At 46.2% G+C, this 17,697-nt stretch carries 14 protein-coding genes; 9 read left to right on the top strand and 5 right to left on the bottom strand.

What is annotated here, in order from left to right; genetic code table 11:
* The first annotated feature begins 84 nt into the window (after window positions 1–84).
* The 5 genes from FGL37_RS23610 to FGL37_RS23590 all read left to right on the top strand — a co-directional run bounded on the left by FGL37_RS23610 (window position 85) and on the right by FGL37_RS23590 (window position 6,215).
* Window positions 85–702 carry a TetR/AcrR family transcriptional regulator gene (locus FGL37_RS23610; protein WP_028068403.1) on the top strand — a complete coding sequence of 206 codons (618 nt, stop codon included), beginning with the start codon at window positions 85–87 and terminating at the stop codon, window positions 700–702.
* Entirely contained in the window at window positions 692–2,002 is a 1,311-nt protein-coding gene (locus FGL37_RS23605; RefSeq protein WP_028068402.1) for a TolC family protein, read from the top strand. Before FGL37_RS23610 ends, FGL37_RS23605 begins: the two co-directional genes overlap by 11 nt.
* 14 nt (window positions 2,003–2,016) lie before the next feature.
* Entirely contained in the window at window positions 2,017–3,120 is a 1,104-nt protein-coding gene (locus FGL37_RS23600) for an HlyD family secretion protein (protein ID WP_028068401.1), read from the top strand.
* A gap of 2 nt (window positions 3,121–3,122) precedes the next feature.
* Window positions 3,123–4,706 carry an MDR family MFS transporter gene (locus tag FGL37_RS23595; RefSeq protein ID WP_028068400.1) on the top strand — a complete coding sequence of 528 codons (1,584 nt, stop codon included), beginning with the start codon at window positions 3,123–3,125 and terminating at the stop codon, window positions 4,704–4,706.
* Window positions 4,707–4,985: 279 nt separating this feature from the next.
* Window positions 4,986–6,215 (top strand): sterol desaturase family protein, encoded by a 1,230-nt coding sequence (locus FGL37_RS23590; RefSeq protein ID WP_028068399.1) that lies wholly within the window; start codon window positions 4,986–4,988, stop codon window positions 6,213–6,215.
* Here the strand turns inward: FGL37_RS23590 and FGL37_RS23585 are convergent.
* Genes FGL37_RS23585 through FGL37_RS23575 form a run of 3 tightly spaced genes read right to left on the bottom strand, consistent with a single transcriptional unit; the run spans window position 6,192 to window position 9,530 of the window.
* Window positions 6,192–7,379, bottom strand: a complete 1,188-nt coding sequence (locus tag FGL37_RS23585; protein ID WP_051606458.1) for a glycosyltransferase family 4 protein — start codon at window positions 7,377–7,379, stop codon at window positions 6,192–6,194. The genes FGL37_RS23590 and FGL37_RS23585 overlap by 24 nt on opposite strands.
* Window positions 7,366–8,367, bottom strand: coding sequence for a lysylphosphatidylglycerol synthase transmembrane domain-containing protein (locus FGL37_RS23580; RefSeq protein ID WP_028068398.1), 1,002 nt, complete (start codon window positions 8,365–8,367; stop codon window positions 7,366–7,368). The genes FGL37_RS23585 and FGL37_RS23580 overlap by 14 nt, the downstream gene beginning before the upstream one ends.
* Window positions 8,355–9,530 carry a glycosyltransferase family 4 protein gene (locus FGL37_RS23575; RefSeq protein WP_028068397.1) on the bottom strand — a complete coding sequence of 392 codons (1,176 nt, stop codon included), beginning with the start codon at window positions 9,528–9,530 and terminating at the stop codon, window positions 8,355–8,357. The genes FGL37_RS23580 and FGL37_RS23575 overlap by 13 nt, the downstream gene beginning before the upstream one ends.
* Before the next feature lie 204 nt (window positions 9,531–9,734).
* Between FGL37_RS23575 and FGL37_RS23570 the strand changes: the two genes are divergently transcribed.
* Complete coding sequence (locus FGL37_RS23570; protein WP_160169453.1) at window positions 9,735–10,718, top strand: endonuclease/exonuclease/phosphatase family protein; 984 nt, start codon at window positions 9,735–9,737, stop codon at window positions 10,716–10,718.
* A 118-nt stretch (window positions 10,719–10,836) separates the two neighbouring features.
* Here FGL37_RS23570 and FGL37_RS23565 read toward each other — a convergent pair whose 3' ends face one another.
* A complete protein-coding gene (locus FGL37_RS23565) occupies window positions 10,837–12,462 on the bottom strand; it encodes an ABC-F family ATP-binding cassette domain-containing protein (RefSeq protein ID WP_028068396.1) in 1,626 nt (541 codons plus the stop codon).
* A 285-nt stretch (window positions 12,463–12,747) separates the two neighbouring features.
* Between FGL37_RS23565 and FGL37_RS23560 the strand changes: the two genes are divergently transcribed.
* The 3 genes from FGL37_RS23560 (at window position 12,748) to FGL37_RS23550 (ending at window position 16,745) form a co-directional block, all read left to right on the top strand.
* The gene (locus FGL37_RS23560) at window positions 12,748–13,728 is read left to right on the top strand and encodes a hypothetical protein (protein ID WP_138097057.1); all 981 of its coding nucleotides are present in this window, start codon (window positions 12,748–12,750) and stop codon (window positions 13,726–13,728) included.
* A 463-nt stretch (window positions 13,729–14,191) separates the two neighbouring features.
* Window positions 14,192–15,391 (top strand): Na+/H+ antiporter NhaA, encoded by a 1,200-nt coding sequence (nhaA, locus tag FGL37_RS23555; RefSeq protein WP_028068393.1) that lies wholly within the window; start codon window positions 14,192–14,194, stop codon window positions 15,389–15,391.
* Between the two features lie 103 nt (window positions 15,392–15,494).
* Entirely contained in the window at window positions 15,495–16,745 is a 1,251-nt protein-coding gene (locus tag FGL37_RS23550; protein ID WP_028068392.1) for a DEAD/DEAH box helicase, read from the top strand.
* A gap of 56 nt (window positions 16,746–16,801) precedes the next feature.
* On the opposite strand, the gene FGL37_RS23545 is transcribed toward FGL37_RS23550, so the two are convergent.
* Window positions 16,802–17,668: a DMT family transporter gene (locus FGL37_RS23545; protein ID WP_028068391.1), complete on the bottom strand. Its 867-nt coding sequence runs from the start codon at window positions 17,666–17,668 to the stop codon at window positions 16,802–16,804.
* Window positions 17,669–17,697 lie beyond the last annotated feature (29 nt).

The raw sequence follows: 17,697 nt of genomic DNA, 5'->3' as shown, positions 1-17,697 counted from the left end.
GTTTAAATTTGTCCCGCATTTGGCAGAAACGGGTAATCCCTGTTCCAGATGCACATTGTATTCAAATAAAGGTGGCGGTTTTAAATGGAATTTAACGACAAACAGATTGATATCCTTCTTGCGGCGGAGCGGCTTTTTGCAACAAAAGGGTTTGATGGAACTTCCGTGCGTGACATTGCCAATGAGGCAAATGTCAATGTGGCGATGATCAATTATTACTTTGGTTCGAAAGACAAGCTGCTGGATACCTTTTTTGAGTGGCGTGTGCCTGATTTTATGATTAATGTGGACGAGCTTGATCTCGTGGGCAGTGCGGTCAACAAAATTGACGTCATGGTAGATCGCTATGTCAAATCGATGAATTCGCATCGTAAGCTATACCGTGTTATTGCCATTGAGAGTACGCTGAAGCAGCGCATGCTTATTTCCGATGCGTTTAAGCGACTGAAGATGCATAATTTGGAGGTGATTGCCTCCATTATCAATACGGGGATCGCCGAGGGGGTTTTTAAATCCGGCCATGATCCGGTGCTGATTCATTCGATGATGATGGGGACCTTTATGAACTTTCAGATGAATCAGGTTTTTCTTCAGGACCAATTGGGTATCGCGGATGATGATGGCTACGGCAGATATATTGAAACAACTTTAACAGAATTTATACAAAAAACAATTAAAGCTTTATTGACATATGAAAAATAAGTTGGCCAATTTAAGTGCTTTATTGCTTTTAAGTCCGCTGGGTCTGTTGGCGCAAGACAACAAACATCTGACTTTGGAAGAAATAATTCACATGGCTGCAAACCAGAGTGTGGAAGCCAAAACCGCCGACACGAAGATTCTGGGAAGACAGCTCGAAGTGGAGAGCGCCAAATCGAAGCAGCTCCCTGATGCCAAACTGAGCGGGCAATATATGGCGATGACCACGCCAAACGTAAATTTGAAGCTTGCCCTGGGTGAGGGTGGTTCAGCACCGGATATCGCCGCAAACCAGCTCTGGCTAGGACAGGCGTCGGTGAGCATGCCTTTGTATACTGGGGGTAAGATCAAAGGGGGCATTGCGATTGCAAAAGACGCACTTCAGGCTGAGGAATGGAATGCAGTTGCAAGCAAACAGCAACTCGCTGCACGTGCTATCGCACTTTATTTGAATCTGTATAAAGCGCAGCAGACCAACTTGTTGATCGCTGAGAATATCAGACAGGCAGAGCAGCGTGTATCGGATTTCAAAGCTATGCTCGACAATGGGCTGATTGCTCGTAATGATCTACTGAAAGCGGAATTGCAGCTTTCCAACTATCAGGTGTCGCTGCAGGAGGCGCAAAAAAATATCAAGGTCTTAAATTACCAGCTGGCCAGTTTTCTGAAGATCGATGAGAACACGCAACTGGATCAGATTGATCTGGCTGAGGCGGTAGGGGTAGACCTTGGATTAAGGGGATCCTATGAGACGGCTAAAGCGGTACGTTCGGATCTTAAATCGCTGGAATCACAGCGCAAAGTTGCTGAAGACCAGTTGAAAGTGACCAAATCTGCGAATTTACCGACGGTGTTCGCTTCGGCGGGATATAATGCCTTTGGCCTGCAAAAAGTAGTTACCGTCACCAATGCGGCTTCTGTGGGTGTTGGACTATCTTATGATATCGGTGCGCTGTATAAAAACAAAAAGGAAGTTAATATTGCCAAAAACCGGATCAAAGAAATTGATGAACATCTGGAGATGCTCAACGATAAGGTGAAAGTGGAGGTGCAGCAGGCGAATGAAAACTACATGTTGGCCCAAAAGCAGGATGTGGTTTATCATCAGGCGGTGGAGCAGGCGGTTGAAAATTATCGTATTACAAAAGATAAGTACGATAATGGTATTGCCGATACGGATGACTTGCTGACCGCTGATGTACAGCAGCTGCAAAGCAAGATAAACCTGGCAATAAGCAAAGCAAATACGATTGAGAAATATTATGACCTGTTGTTGGCTAACGGGTCTCTAAACATTAAATAGCAATTAATCTAGACATGGAAAATACAGTTGAAAACGCACCTGAAAAGAAAGGTACAAATAAGAGATTTACAATTATCCTGGCAGCATTGGTGCTCTTCGGCGGGGCTTATGGCGCCTACAAGTACATCCATAGCCAGTCCCATGAAACTACGGACGATGCGCAGGTGGAGAAAAATATGAGCCCGATTATTCCGCGTGTCGGCGGATTTATTGCCAAGGTATATGTGAAGGACAACGACCTTGTCCGAAAAGGGGATACGCTATTTACGATTGAGAGCCAGGATTATCAGGTTCGTGTGGACGAGGCCGAGGCGGCTTTGGCGGCAGCGGAGAGCAGTTTTGCTGTCTCGAAGGCGGATGTGTCTGCTTCTTCTGCGAATGTGGCGATTTCGGATGCGACTATCCAGTCCAATCTGGGCAGTATTGAAGCGGCACGGATCCGTGCTAAACAGGCCAACAATGATTATATCCGTTATCAGAATTTATATAATAATCAGTCTATTACTAAACAGCAATATGAGCAGGCGTTGACTGCAAAGCTGGAGGCTGACAAGCAGGTGGAGATCTTGCAGCAGCAACGTAATGCGAGTGCATCACAGCGCAACGCCATCGTCAGCAAGACGACAGTGGCATCCAAGCAAACCTCGGTGGCCGAAGCGAATATTAAACGTGCCAAAGCCCAGTTGGAAGCAGCCAAATTGAATTTATCGTACACGGCCGTTCTGGCTTCTGTGGACGGTCAGGTCTCCAACATCAAAGTGCAGCCGGGTCAGATGGTCAATCCCGGACAGTCTTTATTTTATATTGTCGACAACAAGGAGACTTGGGTGGTTGCCAACTTTAAGGAGACGCAGCTGCAAAAAATGAAACCTGGTCAAAAAGTGGAAATTAAGGTGGATGCATATCCCAATATCGCGTTTGAGGGCGAGGTAAATTCCTTCTCACCAGCCACGGGTTCACGGTTCTCTTTATTGCCACCGGACAATGCGACGGGTAACTTTGTGAAAACTGTACAACGTCTGCCGGTAAAAATCAAGTTGACACAAGAAAATAAGGCTGAAAATGTGGCACTGCTCAGACCGGGCATGAATGCTGATGTGGATGTGCATGTTCAATAACTATGGAAAATTTAAATCAACAGGATAGTCTGGTTGAATATGGTTTTCGACGTGTGGTCATCACGATTACTGCCGTGCTCTGTGCACTATTGGAAATCGTAGATACCACGATTGTGAATGTCGCGCTCAACGACATGAAAGGTTCGTTGGGAGCGACATTGACCGATGTGGCCTGGGTTATTACCGCCTATGCCATTGCCAACGTCATTGTGATTCCGATGACCAGCTGGCTTTCACAGCAGTTTGGACGGCGCAATTACTTCGCTGCGTCCATTATCATATTCACCGTATCTTCATTTTTATGTGGCAACGCGACCAATATCTGGGAGCTAGTTGCCTTCCGCTTTCTGCAGGGCATGGGCGGGGGCGCCTTATTGGTGACGGCGCAGACTATTATTACGGAAAGCTATCCTAAAGAAAAACGCAGTATGGCCCAGGCCATCTACGGAATGGGGGTTATTATCGGGCCGACTTTGGGCCCGCCGTTAGGGGGGTATATCATCGATAACTTCTCCTGGCCGTACATTTTTTATATCAATGTGCCTCTCGGTATCATTGCGACGTTGCTCACATTATCCTTTGTACGTAGTCCAAAATATAGTCAGAAGCAGTCAGCCCGGGAGGTGGACTGGTTTGGTATGCTGTTCTTGATTTTATTTATCGGTTCACTGCAGTTTGTGCTGGAACATGGACAGCAGGACGACTGGTTTGACGATCCCTTGATCTTAGCTCTGTCTATAGTGTCTGGCTTCGGACTGCTGTTTTTCATCTGGCGGGAACTGGTTTACGACAAACCCATTGTTAACCTCCGTGTGCTTAAAGATAAAAATCTGCAGGTGGGCGTTGTGATGAGCTTTATCTTGGGGTTTGGTCTATTTGGATCAACGTTTATCATTCCGATTTATACCCAGTCGATCTTGGGCTGGACGGCAACGGATGCGGGACTGCTGTTGTTGCCCAGCTCGATCATGACTGGTATCATGATGCCCTTTATCGGCAGGATGATTCAGAACGGTGTGCCCCAGAAGTATATGGTAGCAGTGGGCCTCAGTATTTTCTTTGGTTTCTGTTTTTGGATGTACAGTCTGATGACCAACGATACAGGTTCTGAACACATGTTCTGGCCTTTGATTATCCGTGGTGTGGGACTGGGATTGCTGTTCGTTCCGGTGATGACGCTCTCTTTGTCGACTTTGCATGGCAGGGCGATCGGTGAGGGTGCCGCTTTCACAGGGATGATGCGTCAGCTTGGCGGCTCTTTCGGTATTGCGTTGATCACGACCTTTATCGCGCGTGATTCACAAAAACACCGTGTGGATCTGGTTGCCAATCTGGACCCCAGCAAGTTTGATGTGCAGCAACGGCTGCAGCAGCTACAGCTGAATTTCCAGGCCAAAGGTTTTGCGCCCAACGAGGCGCTGGCCAAAGCACATCAGATCCTGGATATGAGTGTGATGAAGCAAGCTACGGTATTGTCTTATATGGACGTGTTTTTGTATCTGGGTGTCGCATTTCTCGTCTGTGTACCCTTTGTATTGATGATCAAACAGGGGAAATCGCAGGTGGATATGTCCAGTGTACATTAAGGAGTTTTTGAATAGCGCACAGCTATTTTCTGTCGTGCCCCGAACGTGCCTGCCGTTCGGGGCATAATTTGGCTATGCAGTAATCCACAAACTAGCTGCTGTCTATTTCTGTCAGGAAGTACCAGCAGCGAATAATTTGTGAATAGAAAGACCAAAAGAAAAACCCGATTTAAAATTGATTGTTAAATAATAAGAATTGGACTGTAGGTAGCGGGTATATGCTCTTTACCACCCAGATCGAAATGAATTGAGCACCTTTTGATTTCAAATTTGGACTTCATGCAAACAGAGAAACTTAATTTTTTAGCTTTTATTATTCCTTTGTTTTTGTTGTTGATGGTAATGGAGTACGGGTATAGCCTGAAAAAACAAAAACGATATTATACATTTGATGAATCGATTTCCAATCTGAATGTGGGCATTGTCGAGCGGATGTGCGATATGTTTTCTGTCAGCCTGTTCTATTTTTTCTTTGTCTGGATCTACCAGAATTTTGCGCTGTTTCAGATTGAAGCCAATATCTGGACGTGGCTCCTGCTGTTTTTATTCACCGATTTTTTGTGGTATTGGTACCATCGTTATAGCCACGAGGTCAATTTACTCTGGGCTGCGCATGTCGTGCATCATCAAAGTGAAGACTATAATTTCACCGTAGCTGCACGAATAACGATTTTCCAGGCGGTATTCCGTTCCCTGTTCTGGGCCTTTATTCCGCTGTTGGGCTTCCCGCCGTTCATGATGACTGTTATTCTATTGGTCCACGGTGTGTATCCATTTTTTTCCCATACACAGACTATTGGCCATCTTGGAATTCTCGAAAAGATACTGGTAACGCCCTCCCATCATCGGGTGCATCACAGCAGCAATGAGATCTATCTGGACAAAAATTACGGTGACATCCTGATTATCTGGGACAAACTATTTGGTACCTTTATCGAAGAAAAAAAGGAGGAACCCTGTGTGTATGGGCTCACCAAGCCGATTCAGCGCTATACGTTTTTATGGCAGCATTTTCATTACCTATTTGAGATTGGCGTGTCGTTTCAGCGTGCTCGGGGATTTAAGAATAAGATGCGGACAATCTTTGGACGGCCTGACGATATCCAGCCTGAAATCAGAGCGGAGCTGGAGGAGAGGCTGTTTTCGGGAACCAAACAGCAGGTACATCCCAAAGTTCTCAGCCGCTACATCCTTTTCCAGTCTATTCTGACCATGCTGCTCCTTTTCTTCTTTCTGCTCTTTGGCAACTACCTACACATTGGTCAGCTCACTGTAGGCGGTGTATTTATTCTATCGAGCGTGATCTGTATTGGTGGTCTTCTGGAACATGAACGCTGGGTGTTTCCACTCGAAATGACGCGGTTGTTTCTTTTATTGCTCTTTGTGGCTGTCAGCTTTCCATCTGCGATGTTCATGGGCGCCATCCTGAGCGTAGGATTGTTGCAGCTTTGCGCATACCGGATACTCCAGTCCCGTTATACCAGCCTATTGCACCTGCAGCGCAGCTGAGAGGGGGCGGTGGCTGTCCGTCTCAGCGCAGAGATCAATGAACTCCTGGCTATAGGATCGCGCCATGATATCCCAGCTATAATGCTTCAGGGTGTACTCCCGAAATGCTGCGCCGAGCTGCCGATGCCTGTCTGGAGAATCTAGAATTGCCTGTAGCTGGCAGATCCAGGCTGCTGCATCCTGGCTAGGCAGCAGAATTCCATTTTTGTCTTTGCAAATGGCGCTTGTGATGCCTTCCAGTTCGGCCGCCACTACCAGTGCGCCTGCGGTGGATGCTTCCAGGCAAACCAGACCAAAACCCTCCATGTCACCCGCTACCTTAATATTGGGCATTAAAAAAGCCTCCGCCTGTGCAAGAAGCCGCATCAGCTCCTCAGTTGGCACCTTGCCCAGGTGCTGGACTTTGTCGGGATGAGCCTGTAATAATTTCCGGATGGCCTGCTGGTCGGTGGGGTATCCCAAAAATAGTGTTATCAGCTGAAAGAGGCTGGAGGGGAGGAAACTGAGCAGTCGTTCTTTCCAGCGGGGCTTAGAGTCAAATGGCCCCAGCATCAGCAGTTTGAAATCGCCTTTTACAAAAGGGACAACTTCTTTCATGAGCCAGGAGAAACCTTTACGCTTCACGGGCCGGCCCAGCGTAATAAAGTAAGGAACATCGGGTAAGCTGGTCGTTGGCCTTTCGTTTTGGTGGCTTACAGGGTCCACGCCGTTGGGAATGACGGTGACCCTGGATGGATCGATACCAGCCGACCGGGCAGCGTCGGCAGTTGCTTCGCTAACGGCAATAACCCTTTCAAAAGTATTAAATCGCGGGACAATGTGCCGTTTAAAATAAGGAAGAGGAAAAACAATATCCAGCCCATGGATCGTAACTACCTTCTTCAAATGAGCATATCCGGTGTGAAAGGTAGCCAAGGAGGCGATAAGGCCGTCATTAAAATGGATGACACGGATGCGTGGATGTGCTTTAATTTTTTCCATAATGCGACGGTTCAACAAGAAGAAGAAACGCAATATGTTTTCTCCGCCGGTATACAGCAGTGTGTGGACTTTGAGATAATGGGCAACACCATTGATCAGCTCAAAACTCTGTTTTTCCATTCCACCTACAGTTGGTGGATATTTGTGGCTGACAAATAGAATTTCGATTTCAGACGGTTGCATATCGTTTTTTTCGTTTAATACACAGATAAAATACAGCACTTAGCGCTATCCAAAATACCTGGCGTGCACGTCGCAGGATCGATATGCTCAACCAGAGGCTGCCGCCGCCGACTCCGATCATCGTCAGCAGCAGCTTGTTGGATAGCTCTTCAATACCAAGCTGCCCCGGAATAAAAGCTCCGGTACTTTTCAGGATAATAACGCTCATGTCGAGCAGCAGACCATGCATGAGGCTGACGTCGACACCCATAAACGTCAGTAAAAGGTAGAATTCAACACTGCCGGCAAGCCAATGGATGGCAGACAAGAGATATGCATACCAGAACACACGATTCTGCTGCTGGTAGAACTCCCGGATACGCCACAACAGCGTCTCTATACTGACTTTTGTTCTGTTCCAGAAATCCAGCGGTATGTCAGCAGGTTTGGGCGGGGCCTTTGTGGAAATCAGCCAGCAGAATATGACGATGACCAATACGAACAAAACAATGCAGACCCCATATATGGAATTGCCAGTATAGCGCATCACCTCCTTTTTTAAAGGCGAGAACATTAGCCAGAACACAGCTGCCAGAAATAATGTCAGCTGGGATAATACCGCTGTAATGCGGGCGATAGCCACAGCGTCGACAGCTTTCTGTCCCTGTATGCCATACCGGCTCACCAGATCTGCCTTTACCCAGTCCCCGCCGATAACGCTGGCGGGGTTAAAAAGGCCGACAGTTTCGCCGATCTGCCGTATCGCAAAAAGCGCAGGAATACTGATTTTATTTTTCATTTTCCCTAGACAGATCCACCAGGCGAGCGTGCCAAACAGATAGGCCAGCACAGTGGAAAGCAAAACGTATATAAAACGAAAACCAATCTTTCGGAGCTGGCTCCCGATCGCCGATAAATCACTTTGTACCAGAAAAACGGCTATGGAACTGAAGATCAAAAGAGAAAAAACAATTTTGATCAGCTGCCGTGACTGCACTAATTTGCCCATGCCAATGCTGTATCTTGTGTCTTTTCGGCAAGCATGTCAATATCTTTGAAGTACTGTAGGGCGAGGCCGGTCCAGTCGAGCTGTCCGGCATAAGCCAATCCTGCGGTGATCAGGTGCTGTTTTAATCTGCTATCGGAAAGGATCTTGTGGAGGTAGTAAACGTAGCCTGAGGCGTTGTCAGGCTGACACTTGAAGCCGTTTGAGCCATGCTGGATCAGTGATGCTGAGCCGCCTCCATCGGCAATCACGGCAGGCAGGCCGGAGGCCATGGCTTCGATAACAACATTCCCATAAGTTTCCGATACGGAAGGGAAGACAAAAGCATCCGCAGAAGCATAGAGGACGGCGAGTTCCTGATGTGTCTTTTTTCCTAGAAATATTGCGTCTGGCATTTCCTGCATTGCTGTCCCTTTGGCCGTACCTTCGCCGACAACTACGAAATTGTATCCGAGCCCTTGGCGCTGGATTTCCTGATAGATCTCAATCAGTGTGCGGATATTCTTTTCCCAGACCAACCTGCTGACAAAGAGGATGGTCGGTTTATCATTGCCAGTGATTTTCCGCATAAACGAGCGGTCTTTTTTCTGGGGATTAAAAAGCTGCGTGTCTATGCCACGTTGCCATAAGGTCAGTCCATGCTGACGTAAACCTATTTCCCGAAGTTCGGACAGGATCGAGCCGGTGGGTACGTAAACAATGTCACATTTATTGTAGAAATTATTCATTGCTCTTTTCATCCACTGTTCGGTCGGCTTGACCAACGGCAGGATGTTTTTGAAATAATAGGCGATATAGGATATGAAATGGGTATGATAAATGGTGAGTACAGGAATATTTCGGCGTCTGGCATAATTGAGCGCAAAGAATCCGAGCAGGGAGGGTGTTGCAATATGAATGACGTCCGGAGCAAACTCGTCCAGTGACAGTTCCAGTTTCTTTTTGATAAGCTGTGGTATAGCCAGGCAGTAATCGTCATTGACCGGAATGCTGAAGCTCGGTACTTTATAAGAACGAAAATTTCTGAACTGGGCCGGACCGCCGCCATAAATAAAGAAATAATTGAATTGCGCGGGGTCGATGCGATTGATCAGCTGAAACATTGTCCGCGATGCTCCGTCGAAATCCTCAACGAGTATTTCTGTAAAGAAGGCTACCTTTCTCATGTTATTCTTATTAGGGGTTTCGTAAAAATATTCTAAAACTGTAACCCCCATGCTACCTAGATGTTATCTTTCTGTCATGCCAATGTGTATTAATTATGAGCATTTAATGATTTATGAATGATTTATATAAAAACAATTAATTTTTAGTTCAGGATCGGCTCATGTTGGTCTGGTATTTTTGAAATGGACAAAATGTTAAATTCCATGCTATTAGATCTATTGTTCGAAAAGAGATTCAGGTCCGGCGGTGTCCGGAAGATCGTGATTCTGGCGGTCTGCGCATTTGGCGGTCTGACGCTGGGCTTTAAGCTCAAACCCCGAAAACAGCTGAAACTGATGAACATGGTGGACGCCGAAATGCCTGAAAAGAGTCAGGGGAGTCTGCGCCTGCTGACTTATAATATCGCGGGGCTTCCAGAACTGCTGTCGAGTGCCGTCACTGAACGATCATCGAGCATTGCTGTAATCGGCGAGCGTATCAATCCTTTTGATATTGTCAATGTGCAGGAAGATTTCAACTACAACAAGTTTTTGTACAGTAAAAATACACATGCGTACCGAACCGAGAATATGGGAGGCGTCCCATTTGGGGACGGCCTGAGCACCCTTTCCAAATATCCGATCGTGGACTTTGAACGGGTGAGCTGGAGCGCTTGTCATGGAACAGACTGTCTGACGCCCAAGGGATTTACCTTTGCCCGTATTCAGCTGGCGAAGTCCGTGTTTGTCGATGTTTATAATGTACATGCAACGGCGCAGGACGATTTTGAAGCCACCGTAGCTCGCCGGAAAAACTTGGAGCAGCTGAAGGCGTATATCCGTGAACATTCGGCAGGTAGGCCCCTGTTGCTGATGGGCGATTTCAATGCACATTATTCCTTTGCTCTGGACAATGTCACATCGTTTAGGCAGGAACTCGGTCTGACCGATGCATGGGTAGCGCTGAAAAACCAAGGCAGAGTACCGGAGAATCAGGCCAATTTTGTTGCCCAAGCAGCTTTGGAACTGACGGATACCTGTGAGGGCATCGATAAAATCTACTACCGTAACAGCAGCCAGCTTATTTTTAAAGCCAACGATTATAAAGTACACAAGGAGTTATTTCGAAATAGCGCGGGGCAGGATCTGTCCGACCACTGTGCGGTGTCCCTGCAACTGGACTGGATACTGGCCGGTACCAGCAATTAAGACTTTCTCAATTCTTTCATATCAATCGCGATTAGCACTGAGCCCCTTCAGTGCTTTTTTGTGCAAAAAAAGCCCCATAAAAATTTATGGAGCCTTTATAAAATTGGGATAAATGATCTTATTTGTACATTTCTTCGCGCTGAGCTTTTACTACATCGCTATTAATGTACTCATCGTAGGTCATTAACTTGTCGATAATACCTTTCGGAGTCAATTCGATGATCCTGTTTGCTACGGTTTCAGTAAGCTCGTGGTCACGGGAAGTAAAAAGCATGGAGCCTTTGAAATCCAACATTCCATTATTCAACGCTGTGATGGATTCGAGATCCAGGTGATTTGTCGGTTCGTCGAAGATCAGAAAATTGGCTCCCTGAAGCATCATTCTGGAGAACATGCAGCGCATTTTTTCCCCCCCGGACAGCACGGAGACTTTTTTCAAGACTTCTTCACCGGAGAATAGCATTTTACCGAGGAATCCACGGAGGAACTGTTCGTCTGCCTCTGGATTGGTCGTGTAGTCTCTCAGCCAGTCAACTAAATTCTCATTTTTTCCTTCGAAAAAGGCTGCGTTATCGATTGGCATATCGGCAGGAGTGATGGTGACCCCCCATTTAAACTCGCCGCCAAAATCGGTATCACGACCGGTGATAATGTCGTAGAAGGCCGTTGTTACCAGTGAATTCGGTCCTAGGACAGCAATTTTATCGCCTTTATTGATCATGAATGTGATGTCTTTGAAATATACTTCGCCATTCACGGTTTTGCTCAATCCTTCTACCTGCAATGTCTGATCTCCCGGTTCGCGGTTCATCGTATTGAACATGATCGCCGGATACTTACGGTTGGAAGGTTTGATCTCGTCAATATTGATTTTATCCAGTGCTTTTTTACGGGAAGTCGCCTGCTTGGATTTGGAAGCGTTGGCGGAAAACCGGCGGATAAACTCCTGAAGCTCCTTGATTTTATCTTCCATCTTCTTGTTCTGATCGGCGCGCTGCTTCAATGCCAGCTGTGAAGATTCGTACCAGAACGAGTAGTTACCAGTGTAAATGGTCATCTTGCCAAAATCAATATCCACCGTATGTGTACACACAGCATCAAGGAAGTGGCGGTCATGGGATACAACCAGTACGATAGCCTCATAGCTCGCCAGAAAGTCTTCTAACCAAGCAATGGTGTTGATATCCAAGTCGTTGGTCGGCTCATCGAGGATCAGAATATCAGGGTTACCGAATAAGGCTTGCGCCAAGAGCACCCGAACCTTTTGGTTACCGTCAATTTCGGAAACCAGCTTGTAATGCAGGTCTTCTTTGATGCCTAGATTGCTCAGCAAGGTTGCCGCGTTGGATTCAGCATTCCAGCCATCCATCTCAGCAAAGAGACTCTCGAGTTCTCCCGCGCGCTCACCGTCAGCATCCGAAAAATCTTCCTTCATGTAGATGGCATCTTTTTCTTTCATGATCTTGTAAAGTTCCTGATTGCCCATCATGACGGTTTCCAGCACCGAATACTCGTCGAAAGCATAGTGGTCCTGGCTCAATACAGACATACGTTCGCCTGGTGTGAATGAAACAGAACCTGTGGTCGGATCAACTTCGCCGGAGATAATTTTTAAAAAAGTGGATTTACCCGCTCCATTGGCACCGATAATACCATAACAGTTGCCTGGTGTGAATTTTAGATTGACATCTTCGAATAGTACACGTTTACCATAGCGAAGGGATAGATTCGATACATTAATCATGCTGCAAAGATACGTTTTAATCTTGTATTTCTAAGTATTTCCGAAGATCGTCCGCGTATATTAATTCACAAGGCGGCAATGGCACTGTACGTAACAGGTTGGCAAGAGAGAATCACCTGTTTGAGTGTCGTTTAAGTCCAAGTTGATATGGTGGATAGCGGCCGGTAGGATGGGCAGAGGGATAGAAAACGTGTTCCATAAAGTGATGTTAATAAATTGTAAAACTACCATGCTGCGGGCACATTGGCTTCTTTTTTGTTAGAAAAGCTGAAATCAATTTTTATTATGAAAAGAAGACAAGTGACCTATGGTATTGTACTGTGTGCGCTCATGACGTTGAACCTTCAGGGAGCGTCGGCACAATTTGGCGGCCTGCTCGATAAAGCCAGCAAGGCTGTGGCCTCGAAGGGAAGCAAAATGCTGGGCCTGGATAAGCTGATGAAGGAACCGGAGGCTATCAGTACGAATTTCGAAGATGTAAACAGGAAAGGGGAGGAGATGCCTGATTTTGAAGACGCTGCAACCTATAAACCTTTGCAGGACCTCCCTAAGAACGGTGACAATGGCTACCTACTGGAAGCCGGACATTTTGAGATGACTAATAAAAGCTACTGTCTAAAGGCGGGTACGTATGCGCCTTCGAAAGGTGATGGCTATATGTACGCGCCCACCCTTGGCAAAAAGCGGGATGTCGTGATTGCGATACTGAGAAGTGCAGAGAAACATCCTGAAGTTGAGCAGTCCTCTGTACAGATGCTCCTCTGGACCATCATCGCGCGAACAAAGTTTATCGACTACGCGGGGCCTGTAAAAGAAACAGCCTTAAAGTTACTGACACCGGAACAGTTATTACAGCTTGAGGGCGGGGCACTTGGCATATTGCCGTTTGATGTGGTACAAAAGGCAAAGGACCAGATGCCTCCGGCGGTACAGGCTATATTTGAAGCGGAAAATAATATCCGGCAGCTTGTTTCCTCAGGCAATTATTCGTATGCTGAATTTGAAAAATATGCTATTCTGGCGGGAATGGCCGAACCGCGGAGCGATGTTCCAAGCGGTATATGGACGTTGCATCCCGACGGTTACTATGTACGCTATTTTCCGAGCGGTTATTCGGTGACAAAAGTGCAAGTTTATGTACCCGAACAGTTGATCAGCAAATTAAAGGATAAGAAGCTTATTTATGATGCAACAGACGATATTGCCTGTCCTGCCAATACGGGTTCACAGCGTCTGGCGCAGACAAATGAACCTATCCAAAATTAACGGGGTGCTTTAGAATTAAACAAGTGCTTAAAAAGAAAAGGGAGATCATTTGATCTCCCTTATTCATTAAATTTCCTTTTTTGCCTCCTGTATAATATATAGACGATGACAATAATAGCGATAATCGCTAAAATGATGTAATGGGAACCTGATTGTTGTTGTTGGGTTGTATCCTCTGTCGTTTGCGCATATGTAAAATTTGCTACGAAAAGAAGCACCATGAAAATCCACTTCTTGCACATAATAAACGGTTTATTAACTATAGTAGCAAGCTAAGTAATTTTTTGAACAAAGGCAAATTAAATCTTAAAAATGACAATGTTTAATTGCCTGCGGACAATAGTTTCTCTGAGCAGTGGTCTTCGGTCTGCTTCGGGGCGTGGAAAACCTGCGATTTAAGCTGGAATAGTGGTAAGAAAATTGTATCTTGTGAACCTTTTAAGCAATTTAAGATTGTATTGTCATGTCAAAACTTATTAATTTAACTGTCTTTAGAGAATTTTTAAAATCGAGCTTTGCGGGCGGAATCATTCTTTTTTCCTGCGTGATTCTGGCGTTAATTGTAGCGAATACCTCATTGTACACGCCGGTGATGGATTTTCTCATGCGGGAGGTAGGTGTTGAAACAGATCATATTCACTTAAAGTATTCATGGCTCCTTTGGCTCAACGACGGTCTTATGGCCATATTTTTTCTGTTGGTGGGACTTGAAATCAAAAGAGAGATTGTGGAGGGAGAGTTGTCTTCACCCAGTAAAGCTATTTTGCCTATCTTAGCCGCGGTAGGGGGAGCGCTTTTGCCTGCGCTGATCTATTTTCTGTTGAATAAAGATCAGGAGGCTACTGCCCATGGCTGGGGAATACCGATGGCCACGGACATTGCTTTTGCGTTGGCTGTAATCACGCTACTAGGGAATAGGGTGCCTGCAAGCCTAAAGATATTTCTTGCTGCGCTCGCCATCGTGGATGACCTGCTGGCCATACTGGTGATCGCCTTATTCTATAGTAATGGCGTGCATGCGACATATCTCTTTATTGCGTTGGGTATCTTTATATTTTTGATTCTGCTGAATAAGCTAGGGGTAAAAGCATTGTGGGCTTATCTTGTACCGGGATTGTTCATTTGGTATTTTATACACCATTCGGGTATTCACGCGACAATCGCCGGAGTACTGGTAGCGATGACACTGCCGACCACCCCCGATGATCAGGAGTCGCCACTGGAGAAACTTGAGCACATGCTAACCAAGCCGGTGAACTTTTTGATTATCCCTTTGTTCGCTTTTGCTAATACGCTGATTCCCATCCATGCGGAAATGCTGGGTGGTCTGACCTCAACACTAGGTATTGGTATCATTGTGGGTCTGATCGCAGGAAAATCCATCGGCATATTTTTAATCTGTTTTGTTGCAAAACAGCTGAAAATAGCGCAGTTACCTGAAGGAGCGAATTGGAAGCAGCTTTTTGGTGTGGGATTATTGGGTGGTATAGGGTTTACCATGTCCATCTTTATATCGATTTTATCCTTTGACGATGCGCTTTTGGTTGAAGAAGCCAAGTTTGCGGTGCTTGTGGACTCGCTCTGTGCCGGAATATTGGGGTACACGCTGCTCAGGCTGTCAACGGAGAGCGACCATGCGGCGAATGCGGGTATTATCCGATAATACTGGCGCAAGCTGTGGACGCTATCGTTTGGGATAAAGGGCTACGGTCTTTATATATAGAGAAGTTTTCGTAACTTGGGACGTATTTAATAACATTAAAAATTTGAAATTTACTGAATTTGGTTTTGTTCCCACATTGGAAGAGGGGTTAGAAAGTATGATGTTTGAAGAGGCTACGCCTATTCAAGAACAGACTATACCCATTATCAAAGGGGGGGCAGACATGATCGCCTGTGCCCAGACCGGCACAGGCAAAACAGCAGCTTATATGCTGCCAATCCTAGACGCGGTCGCGAAAGACCCCAAAGAGGCCATCCGTGCGATTATTCTGGTGCCGACCCGTGAGCTGGCTCTACAGATCGATCAACAGATCATGGGAATGGCCTATTACACCGGAGCCACTTCTATCGCCATCTATGGTGGCGGCGATGGCATAGGCTACGAACAGCAGAAACGTGCGATTCGGGAAGGTGTCAATATTATCGTAGCTACACCCGGTCGGCTGATCAGCCACCTCAGCTCCATGAAAGTCGACTTGACACAGTTAACGCATTTTGTGCTCGATGAAGCGGACAACATGCTGGACATGGGGTTTCAGGATGACATACTGCGTATCGTCAGCTATCTGCCCAAGAAGAAGCAGATGCTTCTGTTTTCGGCGACAATGCCGATCAAAATCCGCACCTTTGCGAGAAAGATCTTAAATCAGCCGGTTGAAGTCAATATAGCGATTTCGAAGCCATCGGAGGGAATCGACCAGCAGGTGTATTTAGTGTATGATCAGCAGAAGATGAATCTACTGAAAATCATTCTGCAGAATCCCGATTATGCTTCCGTCATTATCTTTGCTTCACAAAAAAGTACCGTTAAAGTGCTTGCGCAGGAACTACAGAAGCTGGGTATTGATGCCGAAGGATTCCATTCTGACCTCGACCAGTCCAAGCGTGAAGATATCATGAGCAGATTTAGGTCGCGTCAGGTACGTGTACTTGTAGGGACAGACGTCATCTCGCGTGGCATCGATATCGTTGGAATCAGCCTGGTGGTAAATTATGATGTGCCACCAGATCCAGAAGACTATGTTCATCGCATCGGGCGTACCGCCAGGGCAGCGACGACAGGAACGGCGATTACCTTTGTCAATGAAAAGGATCAGTACCGTTTTTCGCAGATCGAAAACCTGATCGGCTATCCTATTGAGCAGGTTGCGCTGCCCAACGGATTCGAGTCCGGCCCGGAATATAATCCGAAAAAGAGAGTACATAAGGGCAATGGTACATCAAAGCGGCGACGTTTTAGTAATAACAAGAAGAAGAAAAACAGCAACACTGAAAAGCAACAAAAACGGGCATAATCCTTCACTTAGCCCGTTTTTGTTGCTGTTGCCAAGTATGATAGCAGCTCGGAGGCTTATTCTCTTTTCTTATTGAGCATATGCTGCAGCACAACCGAAAGTGTAACCAGTGCCAGCCCCGCATAAAATGCAAGATTGACCTGTCTGGATTCACCGAAAAACAGAAATGCCAAAACAATCGCGTATACTGGTTCGAGGTTTAAACTCAGGTTAAGTGTGAAAGCAGAGATTTTTTTTAGGATCTCTGTAAAGGCAAGATATACGGCTACTGTGCAGCCCAGAGCGAGCACGATCAGGTAAAAGATATCCTGTATGCGCGGTACAAAGGTGGAAGCTGGATAAAAATAAAGGAAGCAGGGGAGTGCAAGCCCGAGGCCTAGGGTGCCGCCGATCATTTGATAATAATTGATCAGAACGCTATGGTATTTCCGGACCAGTTTTTCGTTGTGAATGGCATATAAGGAGGCAAATGCAGGGGAGATGACACCAAAGGCAATTCCAAGCTGGCGCGTATGCTCAAAATGGAAGATCAGCGCGATCCCCAATAGTGTCAGCGTGCTCAGTAAGAATTCCGATTTCCGGAAAGCTGTCCTGTTGATAAGGGGGGCAAAGATAGCGGTAAAGAAGCTTGCCATGCAATAGCAGACAACAGCAATGGATATATTGGCATATTTGATGCTTGCATAAAACAGCAACCAGGAGGCGGTGATGTATAACCCGTTTTTGGCAATAGCCCATTTCTCACAGCGGCTGACCGTATGGGGGACTTTAGCCCATTTTAAAATTAAAAAAAGCGCTATTGCAGCGAAGAATACGCGAAACCACGTGAGCATTGCCTCATTGAGCTGAATAACTTTGCCCAGTACACCCGATAGGCCCAGACATAGCACAGCAATATGCAGGATGAAATATGAATGTTTCATAAAAAATTGTCTTCCAGCGCGTCTCTAAA

This window comes from Sphingobacterium thalpophilum (genome assembly GCF_901482695.1).
Lineage (GTDB): Bacteria > Bacteroidota > Bacteroidia > Sphingobacteriales > Sphingobacteriaceae > Sphingobacterium > Sphingobacterium thalpophilum.
This window is presented reverse-complemented; position numbering and strand designations above follow the sequence as displayed.